Genomic DNA, 15,400 nt, shown 5'->3' with positions numbered 1-15,400 from the left:
GCGAGCGCTTGCGCGCATTTGCCAAACGCACGGACGCGGCCGACAATAACGGGTTGATCTCCCGTCAAAGCCCGGACTTCCATGTCGCGTTTTCTTGCCACCGTATTTGGTCTTGTTCTGTTTCCCGCATCCGTGCTCGCGCAGTCAGAGCTGACCATCGAGCGGATCTTTGACTCGCCGGATCTGTCGGGTCCGAGCCTGCGCCAGCCCGAACTGTCGCCGGCCGGCGACCGGGTCACGTTCCTGCGCGCCGGCGAGGCCGACCGCGATCGACTGGATTTGTGGGAATATCACATCGAAGATGACGAGACCCGTCTGCTGGTGGCCGCCGACGAGGTGGTCGCCGAGGAGGCTGAGCTCTCCAGCGAGGAGCAGGCGCGGCGCGAGCGCGCCCGGATCGCGGGCTTGACCGGCATCGTTGAGTACCGCTGGTCCGACGACGGCCGCTTCCTGATCTTCCCGCTCGACGGCGATATCTTTATCCTCGACCTGGCCAGCGAAGACCGGCTTGTGCGCCGGGTCACCGACAGCGAGACAGCCGACATCGACCCGCGAGTCGCACCCGACGGGCGCCATGTGGCCTTTGTGCGCGAGCGCAACCTGTGGGTGGTGGATCTGGAATCGGGCGAGGCGCGAGCGCTCACCGAGAACGGCGATGAAGTCATCGCCAACGGTCTGGCCGAGTTCATCGCTCAGGAGGAGATGGGGCGCTCGCGCGGCTTCTGGTGGTCGCCCGACGGCCGCCGGATCGCCTTCCTGCGCACCGATGAATCGGCCATAGCCCCGACCCGCCGCTACGAGATCGAAGCCGATCGCATCACCCTGGTCGAGCAGCGCTATCCGTTTACGGGCACGCCCAACGTGACTTACCGGCTGGGCGTGATCGATCTTGACGATGAGACCACCCGCTGGATCGACCTGGGCGAAGAACAAGACATCTACATCCCGCGCGTAGCCTGGCTGCCCGACGGTAAGCACCTGAGCTTTCAGCGCCAGAGTCGCGATCAGAAGACGCTGGAGCTGGTCATTGCCTCGCTGGACGATCGCGCGCCCGTGGTCGCGCTGACCGAGACTGCCGAGACCTGGATCAACCTGCACGACGATCTTTACTTTCTGGAAGAACTGCCGGCCTTCGTCTGGTCCTCGGAAAGCGACGGTTTCCGGCACCTCTACCTCTACAGCCTTGAGGGTGAACTGATCCGGCGGCTGACCGACGGGGCCTGGGAGGTCGACGAACTGGTCGGCGTGGATGAAGAACTGGGACTCGTCTATTTCACCGGCTCGGAAGTCTCAGCGGAGGAAAAGCACCTGTACCGACAGTCCCTGCTGACCCAGACGCCCGAATACGTCACCCGGATTTCGCGCCGCCCGGGCTGGCACGAGATCGGCATGGACCGATCCGCAAGAGTCTACGTCGATACCTTCTCCAGCACCCGCCAGCCCCCGCAGCTGTCGCTGCATTCGACCACCGGCGAGCGCATGGCCTGGCTGGTCGAGAACCGGGTCGATGGAGACCACCCGTATGCGCCTTTCCGGGCCACCCATCAGGCGCCGGAATTCGGTGAACTGGTGGGGCCTGAGGGCCAGCCGCTGCGCTACCGGATGATTCGCCCCCAGGATTTTGACGCCGAGTCGAGCTACCCGGTGCTGGTTCACGTCTACGGCGGCCCGACCCATCGCCTGGTGACCGACAGCTGGGGTCGCCGCACCCTGATCGAACAGTACTTCGCGCGTCAGGGCTACATCGTCTTCTCGCTCGAAAACCGCGGCGTCGAGCGTCAGGGCAAGTCGTTCCAGGACGCTGCCTACCTGAACCTCGGCCGGATCGAAATCATCGATCAGATGGTGGGCGTGGACTGGCTGCGCAGCCAGCCCTTCGTGGACCCCGATCGAATCGGCATTTTCGGCTGGAGCTACGGCGGCTACCTGGCCTTGATGGCCCTGGCCCAGAACCCGGGCGACTTTGCCGCCGCGGTGGCCGTGGCCCCGGTGACCGACTGGGCGCTGTACGACACCCACTACACCGAGCGCTACCTCGGAACGCCCCGGGGCCAACCGGAAGCCTATGAGCAGGGCAACGTTTTGACCTGGGCCGAACAGATCGCCGACCCCCTGCTGCTCATCCACCCGATGGCCGACGACAACGTGCTGTTCACCCATTCAACAATGTTGATGCAGGCTTTGCAGGAACAGCGCATTCCCTTTGACCTGATGACTTACCCGGGCGAAAAACACGGCATCACCGGTACGAACCAGCGCGTGCACGTCTACGAGATGGTGGCGCGATTCCTGAATCGCCAACTGAAGAAATAGCGCAACAGATAAGCGTAAAGCATGGGCAGCGAGCACGCCGTGAGTGAAGACTGGCTTCACTAGTGTGAGGATTTTGATTGTAATTTCAGAAGCTTAGATTCACCTAACCTGCACATTTTCGGCGTAGCCTCTCGCTGCTGAAAGTTACAACCGAACTTTCTACTTGCTGGCTGCGCCTGTTTTCCAAGGATCGAACAAGGCCCGTCCAGCGTCACATCGCACCGCGACTGGGAGAAGTAAATGGAAGCCTTATCCTTTGGACAATATCAACTGATCTATAACGCCTTTTCGTTTGGCATTGCGGCCATGCTCGCCGCGACGCTGTTTTACTGGCTGGGCCTTTCGCAGATTGCGCCGAAGTACAAGCTCGCCGTGATCATCACCGGGCTGGTGACCTTTATTGCCGGTTACCACTACCTGCGAATCTTCGACAGCTGGGAAAGCGCATTCACGGTCATGGACGGCAGCGTCGAACTGACCGGTGTCGCCTTCAATCAGGCCTATCGCTACGTGGACTGGCTGTTGACCGTACCGCTGCTGCTGGTCGAGCTGATTCTGGTGATGAGCCTGACCAAATCGGAAACGGTACGCAAGAGCGTAACCCTGGGCGGCGCGGCCGCGCTGATGATTCTGCTGGGCTACCCCGGCGAGGTCTCCGGCGGTATCGACGGCACCCGCTTCATTTGGGGTGCGCTGTCGATGATTCCGTTCCTCTACATCGTCTACAGCCTGTTCGTCGGCCTGTCTGAGTCCATCAACAGCCAGCCGGGCGAAGTGCGCGGGCTGATCAATCTGGCGCGCTGGGTCGTTGTTCTGTCGTGGAGCTTCTATCCGCTCGTCTACTTCCTGCCGTTCGTGATTCCGATGGATGGCGGTACCGCCACCGTCGTGATCGAGGTCGGCTACACGATCGCTGATGTCGTCGCCAAGGCCTTCTTTGGTGTCCTGATCTTCATGATCGCGTTCCGCAAGTCGCAGAGCCCGGCTACGGCCTGAGACGTCAAGACGCACGGGATCCGCGCATGAGCCTTCAGGCGAATGCAGTGCATGGGCTCGGCCCGGGCGCAGGCAACCTGCCTGCGCCCGGGTCAGCCGACGCATCGAGCCTGCTAGAGCAGGTCGAGCACACCATGCAGGACCTCGTGTCCGGCAACCCTTCCAGCGCGGCCCAGCAGGCCGCGCTGGACCATCTTCAAGCCGGTGGCGGCCGATTCCGGGCGCGACTGGCTATCCAGGCCGGGCTGGCGCTTGACGTTCAGCCGGGCGATATCGTTGCGATCGCCGCGTCCGTGGAGCTGGTCCACAACGCCTCGCTGGTGCACGACGACCTGCAGGACCGCGACCGGATCCGGCGCGACCGGCTCGCCGTCTGGGCCGCGCACGGCGAGGCAGTCGCCATCTGCACCGGCGATCTGCTGCTTTCAGCGGCGTATGCGGCCCTGGCTGATTCTCCGGCGACATCGGCGCTGGTGTCTCACTTGCACAAGAGCGTGACGCTGTTGATCCGTGGCCAGGACGCTGACCTCGGCGAGGGTCGACACGCTGCCGACCTGGCGTCCTATGAAGCCATCGCGGCCGGCAAGTCCGGTCCGCTGCTGTCTTTGCCGCTGAGCTTTGCCCTGCGCTTGGGCGATCTCGCAGAATTTGACGCGCTTGCCAGGGAATGCGGGCGCTCTTTTTCTCTGGGCTACCAGATGTTCGACGACCTGCGCGACCTGGACGCCGATCGAGCCAAAAATGCCCTTAACGTCGTGCGGGTGGTCGAGGCTTGCGGGAAGAACGATCCGGCTTCGATCGTCGCGCAACGCGCCGGCGAGCATTTCCGCCAGACCGCAACGTTGGCGCAGACGCTGCCCCGCGACTGCGGCCGACTGCTCGCCGAAACCGCGCTCAGGCTGCACACTGCGCTTGCTCGCAAGGAGAACCCATGAATCGAGTCATCGTGATCGGTGGCGGCTTCGGCGGCATGGCAGCCGCCTTGCGGGCCCGGGCCAAGGGCTACGAAGTCACGCTGCTGGACCGCTGCGCGCGGCTCGGCGGGCGCGCCCAGGTTTTTGAAAAAGACGGTTTCCGGCACGATGCCGGCCCCACCGTCCTGACCGCCCCATTCCTGTTCGAGGAGTTGTTCGGCCTGTTCGGACGCAAGCTTTCCGATGCCGTCGAACTGGTGCCCATGGACCCGTGGTATCGCTTCGAGTTCGCCGATGGACAACGCTTCGACTACGGCGGCAGCATGGAGCAGACGCTGGCCGAAATCCACCGCATCCAGCCCGAAGACGTCGCCGGCTACCAGCGCCTGCTGGAAGACAGCCGAGGCCTCTACGACGTCGGTTTCACCCAACTGTCCGACGCCCCGTTCCACAGCATGGGCTTCATGCTGCGCCAGGTGCCGCACCTTGCCCGACTGGGCGCCTGGCGGACGGTCTGGCAGATGGTCAGCCGGCGCCTGAAAAGCGACCACCTGCGCCAGGCCTTCTCGATCCAGCCGCTGCTGGTGGGCGGCAACCCCTTCGATACAACCAGCATTTACGGGCTGATCCACTTCCTGGAAAGCGCCCACGGCGTGCACTTCGCCATGGGCGGCACCGGCGCGCTGGTCGATGCGCTTCACCAGCTGATGGATGATGTCGGCATCCGCGTCGAGCTCAACACCACGGTCGAAGAGATCTCCATGCAGGGTGACCGTGTGACCGGCGTGCGCCTGGGCGACGGCAGCACCCGGTCCTGCGACGCCATGATCTCCAACGCCGACCCGGCGCACCTGTACGAGCACATGCTGCCGAAAAGCGCCAGCCGCGCCTCGGCCCGGCTCAAGACCCGCCACGCCAAGAAATCCATGGGCCTGTTCGTGCTGTTCTTCGGCACCGACCGGCAATACCCCGACGTTGCCCACCACACGATCTGGATGGGTCCGCGCTACCGCGAGCTGCTGGCCGATATCTTCCAGCGCAAGGTTCTGGCCGAAGACTTTTCGATCTACCTGCATCGCCCCACGGCCACCGACGCAAGCTTTGCGCCGGCCGGCTGCGACAGTTTCTATGCGCTGGTGCCGGTGCCCAATCTGGAGGCCGGCATCGACTGGTCGGTCGAGGGACCCAGGCTGCAGGAGCGCATGGTCCAGGCCCTGTCGGCGACCATCCTGCCGGGGCTGGAGCAGCACATCAAGGCCGATTTCTTCATGACGCCGGAAGACTTCGCCGCCGACTATCTGTCGCCCCAGGGGGCGGGATTTTCGATTGCCCCGATTTTCCGCCAGTCGGCCTGGTTCCGGTTTCACAATCGCGCCGAGGGACCGGCCAACCTGTATCTCGTCGGTGCCGGCACCCACCCGGGTGCGGGTCTGCCGGGCGTGCTGTGCTCGGCCAAGGTCGTGGACCGACTGCTGCCCGAAGCGGCCAGCCAAAGCCGGGGCTCGTTTGGGCAAACGCTGGCGGCGCAGCCGTGAGCCTGTTCGTGGAAGGACCGCTGGACGCCGGGCGCGCGCCCTCGGCCGAGGAAACGCTGCGCCGGCACGGGCGCAGTTTTCACCTCGCCGGCCGCGTGCTGCCGCGCGCGACCCGCGCCCGGGCTGCGGGGCTGTATGCCTTCTGCCGTCACGTCGACGACCTGGCCGACGCCGAGCAGGATCGCGATCGCGCTGAGCGCGAACTCTCGCGGCTCAGAGACGATCTGATCCGGCGATCGGCGCGCTGCCCGCACAGCGCCCGGCTGCTCCAGCTGGCCACAGAGACGGATCTGCCGGTCGAGCCCGCGCTGCTGCTGATCGACACGGTCAGCGAAGAACTGCAGGGCCGGCGCGTGGCGTCGCGCGCGCAGCTGATCGACTATGCCTACGGCGTCGCCGGTACCGTGGGTCTGATGATGTGCAAGATCCTGGACGCCAGCGACCCCAAGGCCAGCGCTCACGCGGTCGACCTCGGGATTGCCATGCAGTTGACCAACATCGCCCGCGACGTCGGCGAGGACGCGGCCATGGGGCGAATCTACCTGCCGGCAAGCTGGCTGGGGGCGATGACGCCGGCCGAGATCCTCGCGCCCGATGCGGTCGGGCAGCAAGCGCTTCGCCGGGCCACCGCGCGCTGCCTCGCCCTGGCCGACGGCTATTACGCAAGCGGCCTGGCGGGGCTTAAGTTCCTGCCCGCGCGCTGCCGCTACTCGATTGCCGTCGCCGCCCGGGTCTACCGTGCCATCGGCGACCGGGTCGCGGCCGCCGACTATCGGTCCTGGGATCGCCGGGCCGTGGTGCCGGTGCCCGCCCGCCTGCGCATCGCCGCCGGCGGCCTGGCGCGCGAGCTGCTCGGTTCGCAGCGCCCGAGCGGCTCGATTCATCCGACCCTTTGGCCGGTGCGCGACACGCGGCCGGACAAACCGGTCCGCCCGGAGCCCCAGCGATGCCAGCCGCCGCGGACTTCGACCTACTGATCCTCGGCGGCGGCTGCGCCGGCCTGAGCCTGGCCATGCGCCTGGCGGCCGCCGACTACCGCGGCCGGGTGGGCATCGTCGAACCCAGAGCCGAGTATCACGACGACCGCAGCTGGTGCTTCTGGGCGCGCGACGACGGTCGCGACAACAATGTTGCACCGCGTGGGCTGGCCTCGAGACGCTGGCGCCAATGGCGCTTTTCGCGCCACAACCGAACCGTGCGGGAGTGCGCGGTGCCGGGCTGGTCGTACCAGTACGTCAACAGCCTGGATTTCTACCGGCAAGCGCTCGCCGCCATCGACGCCTGCCCGACCATGACCCTGATGCTCGGTGAAACGGCCGGAGAGGTGAAAAGCCTCGGCGGCAAAATCCATGTCGAGACAGCGGATCGCACGCTGGCAAGCAAGCAACTCATCGATACGCGCCCGCCCGGGCGGTCCCGTCTGATCGAGGCGCCGCTTTACCAGTGTTTCGTCGGCCGCGAGGTTCGACTGGACGATCACTCGCCGAACGCGTTTGAACCGGCGGCGGTCGAGTTGATGACCGACATGCGCAGCGATCGTCGCGGCCTGCAGTTCAGCTACGTGCTGCCCTTCGACGCGCGCCGCGGGCTGGTCGAAGTCACCCGCTTTTCTCCGACGCCGGTTGCCGCCGCCCAGCTCGATGAGGAGGTCGACGAGCTGCTGCGACGTCGAGGCTGGAGCGTGGCCGCCACCGACCGAACCGAACGCGGCGTCCTGCCCATGGGCCTGCCCCATCCCCCAAGCCACCCGACGCCGGGCGTGGTGCGCGCCGGAACCGGCGGCGGCGCCTTGCGTGCGGCCTCGGGCTATGGATTTCAGCGCATCCAGCGCTGGGCCGCGGACTGCTGCGCAAGCTTGAGCAAAGGCGGCCCAGCGCTGGCGCAGGCCCGCGACGGGGCCCGTCAGCGCTTCATGGACGGACTGTTTCTGCAGGTCATCAAGGACCGGCCCCGGCTCGCTCCAACGCTGTTTGAGCGCATGGCCTGCGGCGTTCCCGGCCCGGTCTTCATCCGCTTCATGAGCGACCAGGCCGGCTGGGCCGACAGTCTTCGCGTCGTGGCCAGCCTGCCGCCCGCGCCGTTCCTCAAAACCCTGCTGCGACTGGGGCGATCCGACGCGACGCCGATCACGTCCCCGTGAGCGCGTTACGCTTGAAGGCCCTGCCCCCCGAGACCTTGGGCTTCGCGGCCGCAGCGGCGGCGGCTGCGCTGGTGTTGGGCTTGGCGCCGACGGCGCTGCCGTTCGCGGTGCAGGTCGGGCTGCTGGCGGTCGCCGTGGTCGTGCTGGGGCTACCGCACGGTGCGCTGGACGCCTGGATTGCCCGCCGGGCCGGACTCTTCGAGCGGCCTCTGGGCTGGATTGGATTCAACCTGGGCTACGTCGCGCTGGCGCTGGCGGTGGTCGGGGCCTGGTGGCTGTTCCCGATCACTGCCCTGGTGCTGTTTCTGATGATCAGCGCCTGGCATTTTGCCGGCGACTGGCAGGATGCCCTCATGCCTTGGCAGAGAATGATCGCTGCGGCCGCGCTGCTGGGGATGCCGGCGGTGTTTTATCAGGCTGAGGTTGCATCGATTTTCGTCGTCCTGTCCGGCCCCGGCGCCGAGGTCGCGGCCGAAGGCCTGCGCAGCGTCGGCCTGGTTGCGCTGGGCGCGCTAGTCCCGGTGCTGTTAATGACGGCCATGAAGCGGCAGTGGACCGTGCTCATCGAGCTGGGCATGCTGGTCCTGCTGGCCGTGTTCGCGCCACCGCTGGTGTACTTCGTCATCTACTTCTGCCTGCTCCACAGCCCGCGCCACCTGCGCGCCACGATCGCCCTGGCGCCGGCGGGCGAACGCCGATCCCTGATCGCTCAGGCGCTTGTCTACACGCTGGCGACGCTGGTCCTGGCGGCGCTGGTGGCCGCGCTGCTGCTGCCGTCAGGCGATCTGTCCGGCATTGCGCTCAAGACCCTGTTCATCGGACTGGCGGCACTGACCGTTCCGCACATGCTGCTGATGCTGTGGACCGAGCGAAAGCAGGCCAATGTCCCCGCCTAAGTGACCACTGAGCACATTCAAGCGGTCCGATTCGCCGAGTCCAGTCGGGCGAACGCAAGCACAATCAAAGCGCCGACCAGACAGCCAAGAACGACCAGCGGCAGCTGCGACGGCTGGCCGGTCACCGCCTCGAACTGCATCGGCCCCAGGTGCTGGTCCGAGCCCACCGCGCCGTCGGCACTGGCCTGCCAAGGCCACAGCGCGTTGAGCGAACCCGCCATGAAGCCGGTCAGCAGGGCCACGGTGGCGTCGTGGTGGCGGCGAAACAGTTTTGACAGCAACCGCGCGATGCTGAGCAGCCCGATCACGGCGCCGAGACCGAAAGCCCCGATGACCAGCAGATCGCGATCGACCACGGCCCGGACCATGACCTCGTACTGGCCCATGATCAGCAGCAGGAAGCTCCCGGAAATGCCGGGCAAGACCATGGCGCTGATCGCGATCAGCCCGGCCACAAATACCATCCAGACCGCGTCGGGGGTCTGGCCGCCGCCGAGCAGGGTCACGCCCAGACCGATTCCGATACCCAGACCGATCCACAACAGGTAGCCGTTGCGCCAGCGCCGCACCCGTGCCAGCACCAGCGGAATCGAGGCCGCGATCAGGCCGAAGAAAAACGCCCAAAGCACCACGCGATGGTGACTGATCAGCCAGTTCATCAGCTCGGCCACGCTGAACAGCGCGATCAGCAGGCCGGCAAACACCGCCAGCAGGAAATTGCCGTTGAGCGCGCACCAGAACTCGCGCCATCCGCGCTCGCGCAGGTCTCTGATCCGGGCCGGGCCGATCCGGGCCAGGCTCTGGATCAGTTCTTCGTAGATCCCGGTGATGAAGGCCACCGTCCCGCCCGACACCCCGGGCACGGTATCGGCCACGCCCATGGCCGCGCCTTTTAAAAACAGGGGCAAGTGATCGATCGGACGCCGGATCACGGTTGTTTCGACGTCGAGTGCAGGCGCGCTTCGGCCGAGTACGGCGGCACGTCCAGCGCCTCGCCGGCCTTGAGACGGGCATGGATGGCCTGCCACCAGGCCGGGTCGAACAGATCGGGATGATGGTCTTGCAGCAGGGCAAGATGGCCGCGACTCAAGCCCATGAAACGGGGGAACTGTTCCGGAAACACATCGTTGTCCTCTACGTGGAACCAGGGTTCATCGTTGAGTTCCATGATGTCGTCGCGCGAAGGCGGCAGGCGGCGAAAGCGACATTCGGTCATCAGCCTGAGTTCATCGTAGTCGTAGAAGATCACCCGGCCGGAGCGAGTCACGCCGAAGTTTTTCGGTAGCAGGTCGCCGGCAAAGATGTTGGAGCGGGCCAGGTCCTTGATGGCTTGGGCGTAGTCCAGCACAGCGGCCGCCGCGGCCGGTTCGTCGGTCTCGGCGATATACAGATCCAGGGGTCGCAACCGTCGCTCTACATAGCAGTGGCGGATGGTAATGCCGTCGCCATCGGCCTGCAGGCTGCGCCCGCACTCGGCCTGCAGTTCGGACAGCAGTTCAGGCGAGAACTGTTCGCGCGGAAAGCGCAGATCCTTGAACTGCTGGGCATCGATCAGGCGTCCCACCCGATCGTGGCGAAACACCAGGTGATAACGCTCGATGACCTGGCGTCGTCCAAATTTCTTGACCGGCGCGAAGTGGTCGCGGATCAGCTTAAAGACCAGCGGATACGACGGCAGGGTAAACACCAGCATCACCAGGCCTTTCTGGCCATCGGCTTCGACCAGTTTTTCTTCCGGATGGGCATTGATCTGGCGAACGAAGGCACGATAGCGCTCGGTCTTGCCCTGCTTGACCCGACCGAGCACGGTGTAGAGCTCCTCGATCGGCTTTTCCGGCAGCAGCGTGCGCAAAAACACCACGGCATCACCCACGGTCGGCAGGTCGGCCATGAAGTAGCTGAAGGTGTAGCCGAACAGGATGCTCAGCTGTTGGCGCGTGGTCAGCAGTGCATCGACATAGATACCGTCGTTGCTGCGGCACAGGGCGATCACGCAGGGCACGTAGCGCTCCGCACCAAATGCCCGGCCCAGAAGATAGGCACGGCCTTCGCGATAGAAAACGGTCTCGAGCAGCTCGATCGCCAGCACGTCGGGCGCCGGGTCGGTCGCAAACACGCGCGCCAGGCCCTCGGCCAGTGCGGTCGAGTCCGCGTCTGCATCGCGATACGGCAGGCGGAAGTCATGGTCGGCGAGGATGCGCCGAAAGGTCCGCTCCAGCTCGCCGCCTACCGCATAGGTGTGACGCGAGACCGGATGGGTGATGCGGTCGGTGGGCTGGATGTCCAGCGCCACGAATTCGATCGCCGGGTCGACGCCGCGGGTCTTGTGCAGGCGCCGGCTGATGGTGTTGAAAAAGGTCTTGTAGAGCTCGGCGTCGAGCTGACCGTCGATGAGAGTCTCGAAATGCCCGCGAATGTCGACCCACAGCGTGCGCGAGAACAGGCGCTCGTCGAGGTGCTGCTCAAGCCTGGAAATCGCTTCGTCGACGGAGCGGTCGTAGAGGTTGAGGCGGGCGACAGAGTCGCGCCGCATGCCGGCGCGCTCGCCGCGCTCAAAGCGGCGCCTGGCGCGGCGGGTGATGTCGGCGAAGCTGGCGTTGTAATCGTCGAAGGCATCAACCAGGAGCTGGGCCGCCTTGACGATCACGCTGGCATGGCGGCTGGAAGGGGACATCAGCGTGGTTCCGGGAGCGACCAGGCCCCATTGTAGCGGCCGGATCAGCCGCCAAGGCCACCGCTGTCGCGCCAGCCCGAGGTGATCGGGTAACGCCGGTCGCGGCCGAAGGCCTTGCGGGTGATGCGTGGTCCCGGCGCGCCCTGGCGACGCTTGTACTCGGCCGCCAGCACCATGCCGGCCACCCGGCGCACGGTGGCCTCGTCGATGCCGGCGGCGACGATCTCGGAAATCGGCTCGTCGCGCTCGACGTAGCGGCTGATGATCTCGTCGAGTACGACGTAGGGCGGCAGCTTGTCCTGGTCGAGCTGGTCGGGCGCCAGCTCGGCCGAGGGCGGACGCTCGATCACGCCCTGCGGAATGGCTTCGCCCTGGCGGTTGCGCCACTCGGCCAGCTCATAGACCAGGGTCTTTAGCACATCCTTGATCGGGCTGAAGCCGCCGCACATGTCGCCGTAGATGGTCGAGTAACCGGTCGCCAGTTCGCTCTTGTTACCCGTCGCCAGCGGCAGGTGGCCGAACTTGTTCGACAGCGCCATGATCAGGTTGCCGCGGGCGCGGGCCTGCAGGTTTTCCTCGGTGAAATTCTCCGGCCTTCCCGCAAACGGCTCGGCCAGCTGCGTGGTCATGGCCTGGTAAATGGGCTCGATCGAGAGATTGTGGAATTTCAGTCCCAGGCAGTTGATCTGCTCGCTGGCCAGGATCAGCGATAATTCCGAGGTGTGGCGCGAGGGCAGCATCACCGCCAGCACATTGTCCGGCCCCAGCGCATCGGCGGCCAGGGCCGCGGTCAGGGCCGAATCGATCCCGCCGGACAGCCCGAACACCACCGAGGAGAACTTGTTTTTGCGCACGTAGTCGGCCAGGCCCCGCTTGAGCACCGCGTAGATCACCGGCAAATCCTCGGTTTGGCCAGCCGGCCAGTCGCGGTAGCCGAAAGCCCCGGTGTCGGGGTCGAAATCGACCCTCAGCAGCGCTTCCTCACACAGCGGCGCCGGCTCCGACAGGCGGCCCGTGGCGTCGATGGCCAGCGAATGACCGTCAAACACCAGCTCATCCTGCCCGCCCACGCAGTTGAGGTAGATCAGCGCCAGGCCGGTCTCGGCGTGGCGGCTTTTCAGGACCTCGGCCCGATCCAGGTGCTTGCGCCGGTAATACGGCGAGGCGTTGGCCGAGACCAGCAGCTGGGCGCCGGCTTCGCGCGCGGCGCGCGCCGCCTCCGGCGTCCAGGTGTCCTCGCAGATCAGCACCCCGACGCGCACGCCGGCGACCTCGATGACCAGCGGTTCGGTCCCCGGAACAAAGTAGCGGCGCTCGTCGAAGACGGCGTAGTTGGGGAGGTCCCACTTGTCGTAAGTGCCCAGTACCTGACCGTCGCGCAGCCAGGAGACCGAGTTGTAGCGCTGTTCCCCGTGGCGGCGCGGGTGACCGATGATCACGTCGATCCCGCGCACCTGGTCGGTGATGTCGGCCAGGGTTTCCTCGGTTCGGCGCATAAAGCCAGACCGCAAAACCAGATCTTCGGGTGGATACCCGGTCAGGGCCAGCTCGGGCAGCACCAGCAGGTCGACCCCTTGCTCGTCGCGCGCCTGCCGGATCAGCTTCAAAATCCGATCGTGGTTGGCCGTGATGTGGCCGACCTGGAAGTCGGCCTGGGCGAGAGCGATTTTGAGCATGGGATTCGGGTTACGGGTTACGGTTTAGGCGTTACGGATTACGGTAGGCTCTGAAGCCGCTGTTGCGTCAACCGTAAACCGTGACCCGTCAACCGATTTACTTCAACCGATCCGCAATCGCCGCGCCCAGCTCCACCGGCGAACGAACCGTCGTGACCCCGGCCTCTTCGAGTGCCGCGTACTTTGCCTCGGCCGTGCCCTTGCCGCCGGAGATGATGGCGCCGGCATGACCCATGCGCTTGCCCGGGGGTGCGGTCACGCCGGCGATGTAGCCGACCACCGGCTTGGTGACGTGATCGGCGATGAACTCTGCGGCATCCTCCTCGGCCGAACCGCCGATTTCGCCGACCATGATCATGCCCTCGGTGGCGTCGTCTTCCTGGAACAGCGACAAACAGTCGACGAAGCTCATGCCGTGAATGGGATCACCGCCGATGCCGATGCAGGTGGTCTGACCCAGGCCCGCGTTGGTGGTCTGGAAAACCGCCTCGTAAGTCAGGGTGCCGGAACGCGACACGATCCCGACCTTGCCGGGCTTGTGGATGCGACCCGGCATGATGCCGATCTTGCACTCGCCCGGGGTGATGATGCCGGGACAGTTGGGGCCGATCAGGGTGACGTCATCGTACGCCGCCAGTGCGGCCTTGACTTTCATCATGTCCAGCACGGGAATGCCTTCGGTGATGCACACGATGACGCGGATGCCGGCATCGGCCGCTTCGAGAATCGCGTCGGCGGCAAACGGTGGCGGCACGAAAATCATCGAGGCGTCGGCCCCGGTTTCGTCGACCGCCTGCTCGACCGTGTCGAAAACCGGCCGGTCCAGGTGCTGCTGGCCGCCCTTGCCCGGCGTGACGCCACCGACCAGCGGGGTGCCGTAGGCAATCGCCTGTTCGGAGTGAAAAGTCCCCTGGGCGCCGGTGAAGCCCTGGGTGATGACCTTGGTGTCCTTGTTGATTAATACGCTCATTGACTTGGAATTCCTTCAGGCGGCTGCGGCTTCGACGGCCTTGCGCGCGCCGTCGTTGAGATCATCGGCGGGGATGATGGCAAAACCGCTGTCGGCCAGCAGTTTCTTGCCTTCATCGACGTTGGTGCCTTCCAGACGCACCACCACCGGCACGCTGACGTCGATCTCGCCGACCGCGTTGATGATGCCCTCGGCGATCAGGTCGCAGCGCACGATGCCGCCGAAGATGTTGACCAGGATGGCCTTGACCTTGTCGTCGGACAGGATCAGCTTGAAGGCTTCCTTGACCCGTTCGGCGTTGGTACCGCCGCCAACGTCGAGGAAGTTGGCCGGCTCGCCGCCGGCGAGCTTGACCACGTCCATGGTCGCCATGGCCAGACCAGCGCCGTTGACCATGCAGGCGATGTTGCCGTCGAGGGTGACGTAGTTCAGATCGTGCTTGCTGGCCGCCAGTTCGGTGGGATCTTCCTGGGCCTCGTCGCGCAGCGCGGCCAGCTCGGGATGGCGAAACAGCGCGTTGTCGTCGGCGTTGAGTTTGGCGTCGAGCGCGCTGAGATCGCCTTTATCGTCGATGATCAGCGGATTGACTTCGATCAGGCTGATGTCTTTTTCCAAGAACAGTCGATACAGACCCGACATGATCTTGGTCAACTGGCCGACCTGCTTGGGGTTCAGGCCCATGGCAAAGCCGATCTGGCGAGCCTGGTAGGGCATGAAACCGGCCGCGGTGTCAACGACCGCGGTGACGATTTTTTCCGGGGTCTCCGAGGCGACTTGCTCGATGTCGACGCCGCCGGCCGCCGATCCCATGAACACCACCGCCTTGTGCGCCCGATCAATCAGTGCACCCAGGTAGAGCTCCTGCTTGATCTGGGTGGCTTCGGCAATCAAAACGCTGTCGACCGGCAGCGCCAGACCGCCGGTCTGATAGGTCTCGATCTTCATGCCCAGCATGCGCCCGGCTTCTGTCCGGACTTCATCCAGGCTGCTGACCAGCTTGACCCCGCCGGCCTTGCCGCGCCCGCCGGCGTGCACCTGGGCCTTGACGACCCAGCTCTCGCCGCCCACCAGCCGGGCGGCCTCGACCGCTTCGTCGGCCGTGGTGGCCAGTTCGCCACGAGGCACCGGAATGCCGTACTCGGCGAACAGGGCCTTGGCCTGATACTCGTGAAAATTCATGTTTGATCCTTGGGGATTGAGACGGAAAAAAACGCCGAACGCCGTATTGTAATGCCGCAGGGCTGATTATCAACAGCACGGACGCTATACTGCCGAACAGGCTGTGC

At 65.3% G+C, this 15,400-nt stretch carries 12 protein-coding genes; 7 read left to right on the top strand and 5 right to left on the bottom strand.

Annotated elements, in window-relative coordinates; translation table 11 throughout:
• Positions 1–81: 81 nt before the first annotated feature.
• The 7 genes from G3I74_RS10530 to G3I74_RS10500 all read left to right on the top strand — a co-directional run bounded on the left by G3I74_RS10530 (position 82) and on the right by G3I74_RS10500 (position 8,794).
• Complete coding sequence (locus G3I74_RS10530) at positions 82–2,313, top strand: S9 family peptidase (RefSeq protein ID WP_164211538.1); 2,232 nt, start codon at positions 82–84, stop codon at positions 2,311–2,313.
• Between the two features lie 240 nt (positions 2,314–2,553).
• Positions 2,554–3,309, top strand: a complete 756-nt coding sequence (locus G3I74_RS10525) for a bacteriorhodopsin-like (RefSeq protein ID WP_164211537.1) — start codon at positions 2,554–2,556, stop codon at positions 3,307–3,309.
• 26 nt (positions 3,310–3,335) lie between these two features.
• Positions 3,336–4,244: a polyprenyl synthetase family protein gene (locus G3I74_RS10520; RefSeq protein WP_164211536.1), complete on the top strand. Its 909-nt coding sequence runs from the start codon at positions 3,336–3,338 to the stop codon at positions 4,242–4,244.
• Entirely contained in the window at positions 4,241–5,758 is a 1,518-nt protein-coding gene (gene crtI, locus G3I74_RS10515; protein ID WP_164211535.1) for a phytoene desaturase family protein, read from the top strand. Before G3I74_RS10520 ends, crtI begins: the two co-directional genes overlap by 4 nt.
• The gene (locus tag G3I74_RS10510; protein ID WP_164211534.1) at positions 5,755–6,735 is read left to right on the top strand and encodes a squalene/phytoene synthase family protein; all 981 of its coding nucleotides are present in this window, start codon (positions 5,755–5,757) and stop codon (positions 6,733–6,735) included. The genes crtI and G3I74_RS10510 overlap by 4 nt, the downstream gene beginning before the upstream one ends.
• The gene (locus G3I74_RS10505; protein ID WP_164211533.1) at positions 6,705–7,898 is read left to right on the top strand and encodes a lycopene cyclase family protein; all 1,194 of its coding nucleotides are present in this window, start codon (positions 6,705–6,707) and stop codon (positions 7,896–7,898) included. The genes G3I74_RS10510 and G3I74_RS10505 overlap by 31 nt, the downstream gene beginning before the upstream one ends.
• An 11-nt stretch (positions 7,899–7,909) precedes the next feature.
• On the top strand, positions 7,910–8,794 hold the full coding sequence (locus G3I74_RS10500; protein ID WP_203594670.1) for a Brp/Blh family beta-carotene 15,15'-dioxygenase: 885 nt from the start codon (positions 7,910–7,912) through the stop codon (positions 8,792–8,794).
• A gap of 17 nt (positions 8,795–8,811) precedes the next feature.
• Here G3I74_RS10500 and G3I74_RS10495 read toward each other — a convergent pair whose 3' ends face one another.
• From G3I74_RS10495 to sucC, 5 genes are all read right to left on the bottom strand, one after another.
• Entirely contained in the window at positions 8,812–9,726 is a 915-nt protein-coding gene (locus G3I74_RS10495; RefSeq protein ID WP_164211531.1) for an undecaprenyl phosphate translocase family protein, read from the bottom strand.
• Positions 9,723–11,468 carry a bifunctional isocitrate dehydrogenase kinase/phosphatase gene (gene aceK, locus G3I74_RS10490; protein WP_164211530.1) on the bottom strand — a complete coding sequence of 582 codons (1,746 nt, stop codon included), beginning with the start codon at positions 11,466–11,468 and terminating at the stop codon, positions 9,723–9,725. Before aceK ends, G3I74_RS10495 begins: the two co-directional genes overlap by 4 nt.
• Positions 11,469–11,512: 44 nt before the next feature.
• Positions 11,513–13,144, bottom strand: coding sequence for an NAD+ synthase (locus G3I74_RS10485; RefSeq protein WP_164211529.1), 1,632 nt, complete (start codon positions 13,142–13,144; stop codon positions 11,513–11,515).
• Positions 13,145–13,241: 97 nt separating this feature from the next.
• Complete coding sequence (sucD, locus tag G3I74_RS10480) at positions 13,242–14,114, bottom strand: succinate--CoA ligase subunit alpha (RefSeq protein ID WP_164211528.1); 873 nt, start codon at positions 14,112–14,114, stop codon at positions 13,242–13,244.
• Between the two features lie 15 nt (positions 14,115–14,129).
• Positions 14,130–15,293, bottom strand: coding sequence for an ADP-forming succinate--CoA ligase subunit beta (sucC, locus tag G3I74_RS10475; protein ID WP_164211527.1), 1,164 nt, complete (start codon positions 15,291–15,293; stop codon positions 14,130–14,132).
• Positions 15,294–15,400 lie beyond the last annotated feature (107 nt).

The organism is Wenzhouxiangella limi, assembly GCF_010499265.1.
In the GTDB taxonomy this organism is placed as follows: Bacteria; Pseudomonadota; Gammaproteobacteria; order Xanthomonadales; family Wenzhouxiangellaceae; genus Wenzhouxiangella; species Wenzhouxiangella limi.
The sequence above is the reverse complement of the archived record's forward strand: the minus strand, read 5'-3'. Positions and strand labels throughout refer to the sequence as shown.

Bases quoted from the DNA above. Each gene is read 5' to 3' on its own strand.
- G3I74_RS10530 (WP_164211538.1), top strand. From the start codon at position 82: ATGTCGCGTTTTCTTGCCACCGTATTTGGTCTTGTTCTGTTTCCCGCA.
- G3I74_RS10525 (WP_164211537.1), top strand. From the start codon at position 2,554: ATGGAAGCCTTATCCTTTGGACAATATCAACTGATCTATAACGCCTTT.
- G3I74_RS10520 (WP_164211536.1), top strand. From the start codon at position 3,336: ATGAGCCTTCAGGCGAATGCAGTGCATGGGCTCGGCCCGGGCGCAGGC.
- crtI (WP_164211535.1), top strand. From the start codon at position 4,241: ATGAATCGAGTCATCGTGATCGGTGGCGGCTTCGGCGGCATGGCAGCC.
- G3I74_RS10505 (WP_164211533.1), top strand. From the start codon at position 6,705: ATGCCAGCCGCCGCGGACTTCGACCTACTGATCCTCGGCGGCGGCTGC.
- aceK (WP_164211530.1), bottom strand. From the start codon at position 11,468: ATGTCCCCTTCCAGCCGCCATGCCAGCGTGATCGTCAAGGCGGCCCAG.
- G3I74_RS10485 (WP_164211529.1), bottom strand. From the start codon at position 13,144: ATGCTCAAAATCGCTCTCGCCCAGGCCGACTTCCAGGTCGGCCACATC.
- sucD (WP_164211528.1), bottom strand. From the start codon at position 14,114: ATGAGCGTATTAATCAACAAGGACACCAAGGTCATCACCCAGGGCTTC.
- sucC (WP_164211527.1), bottom strand. From the start codon at position 15,293: ATGAATTTTCACGAGTATCAGGCCAAGGCCCTGTTCGCCGAGTACGGC.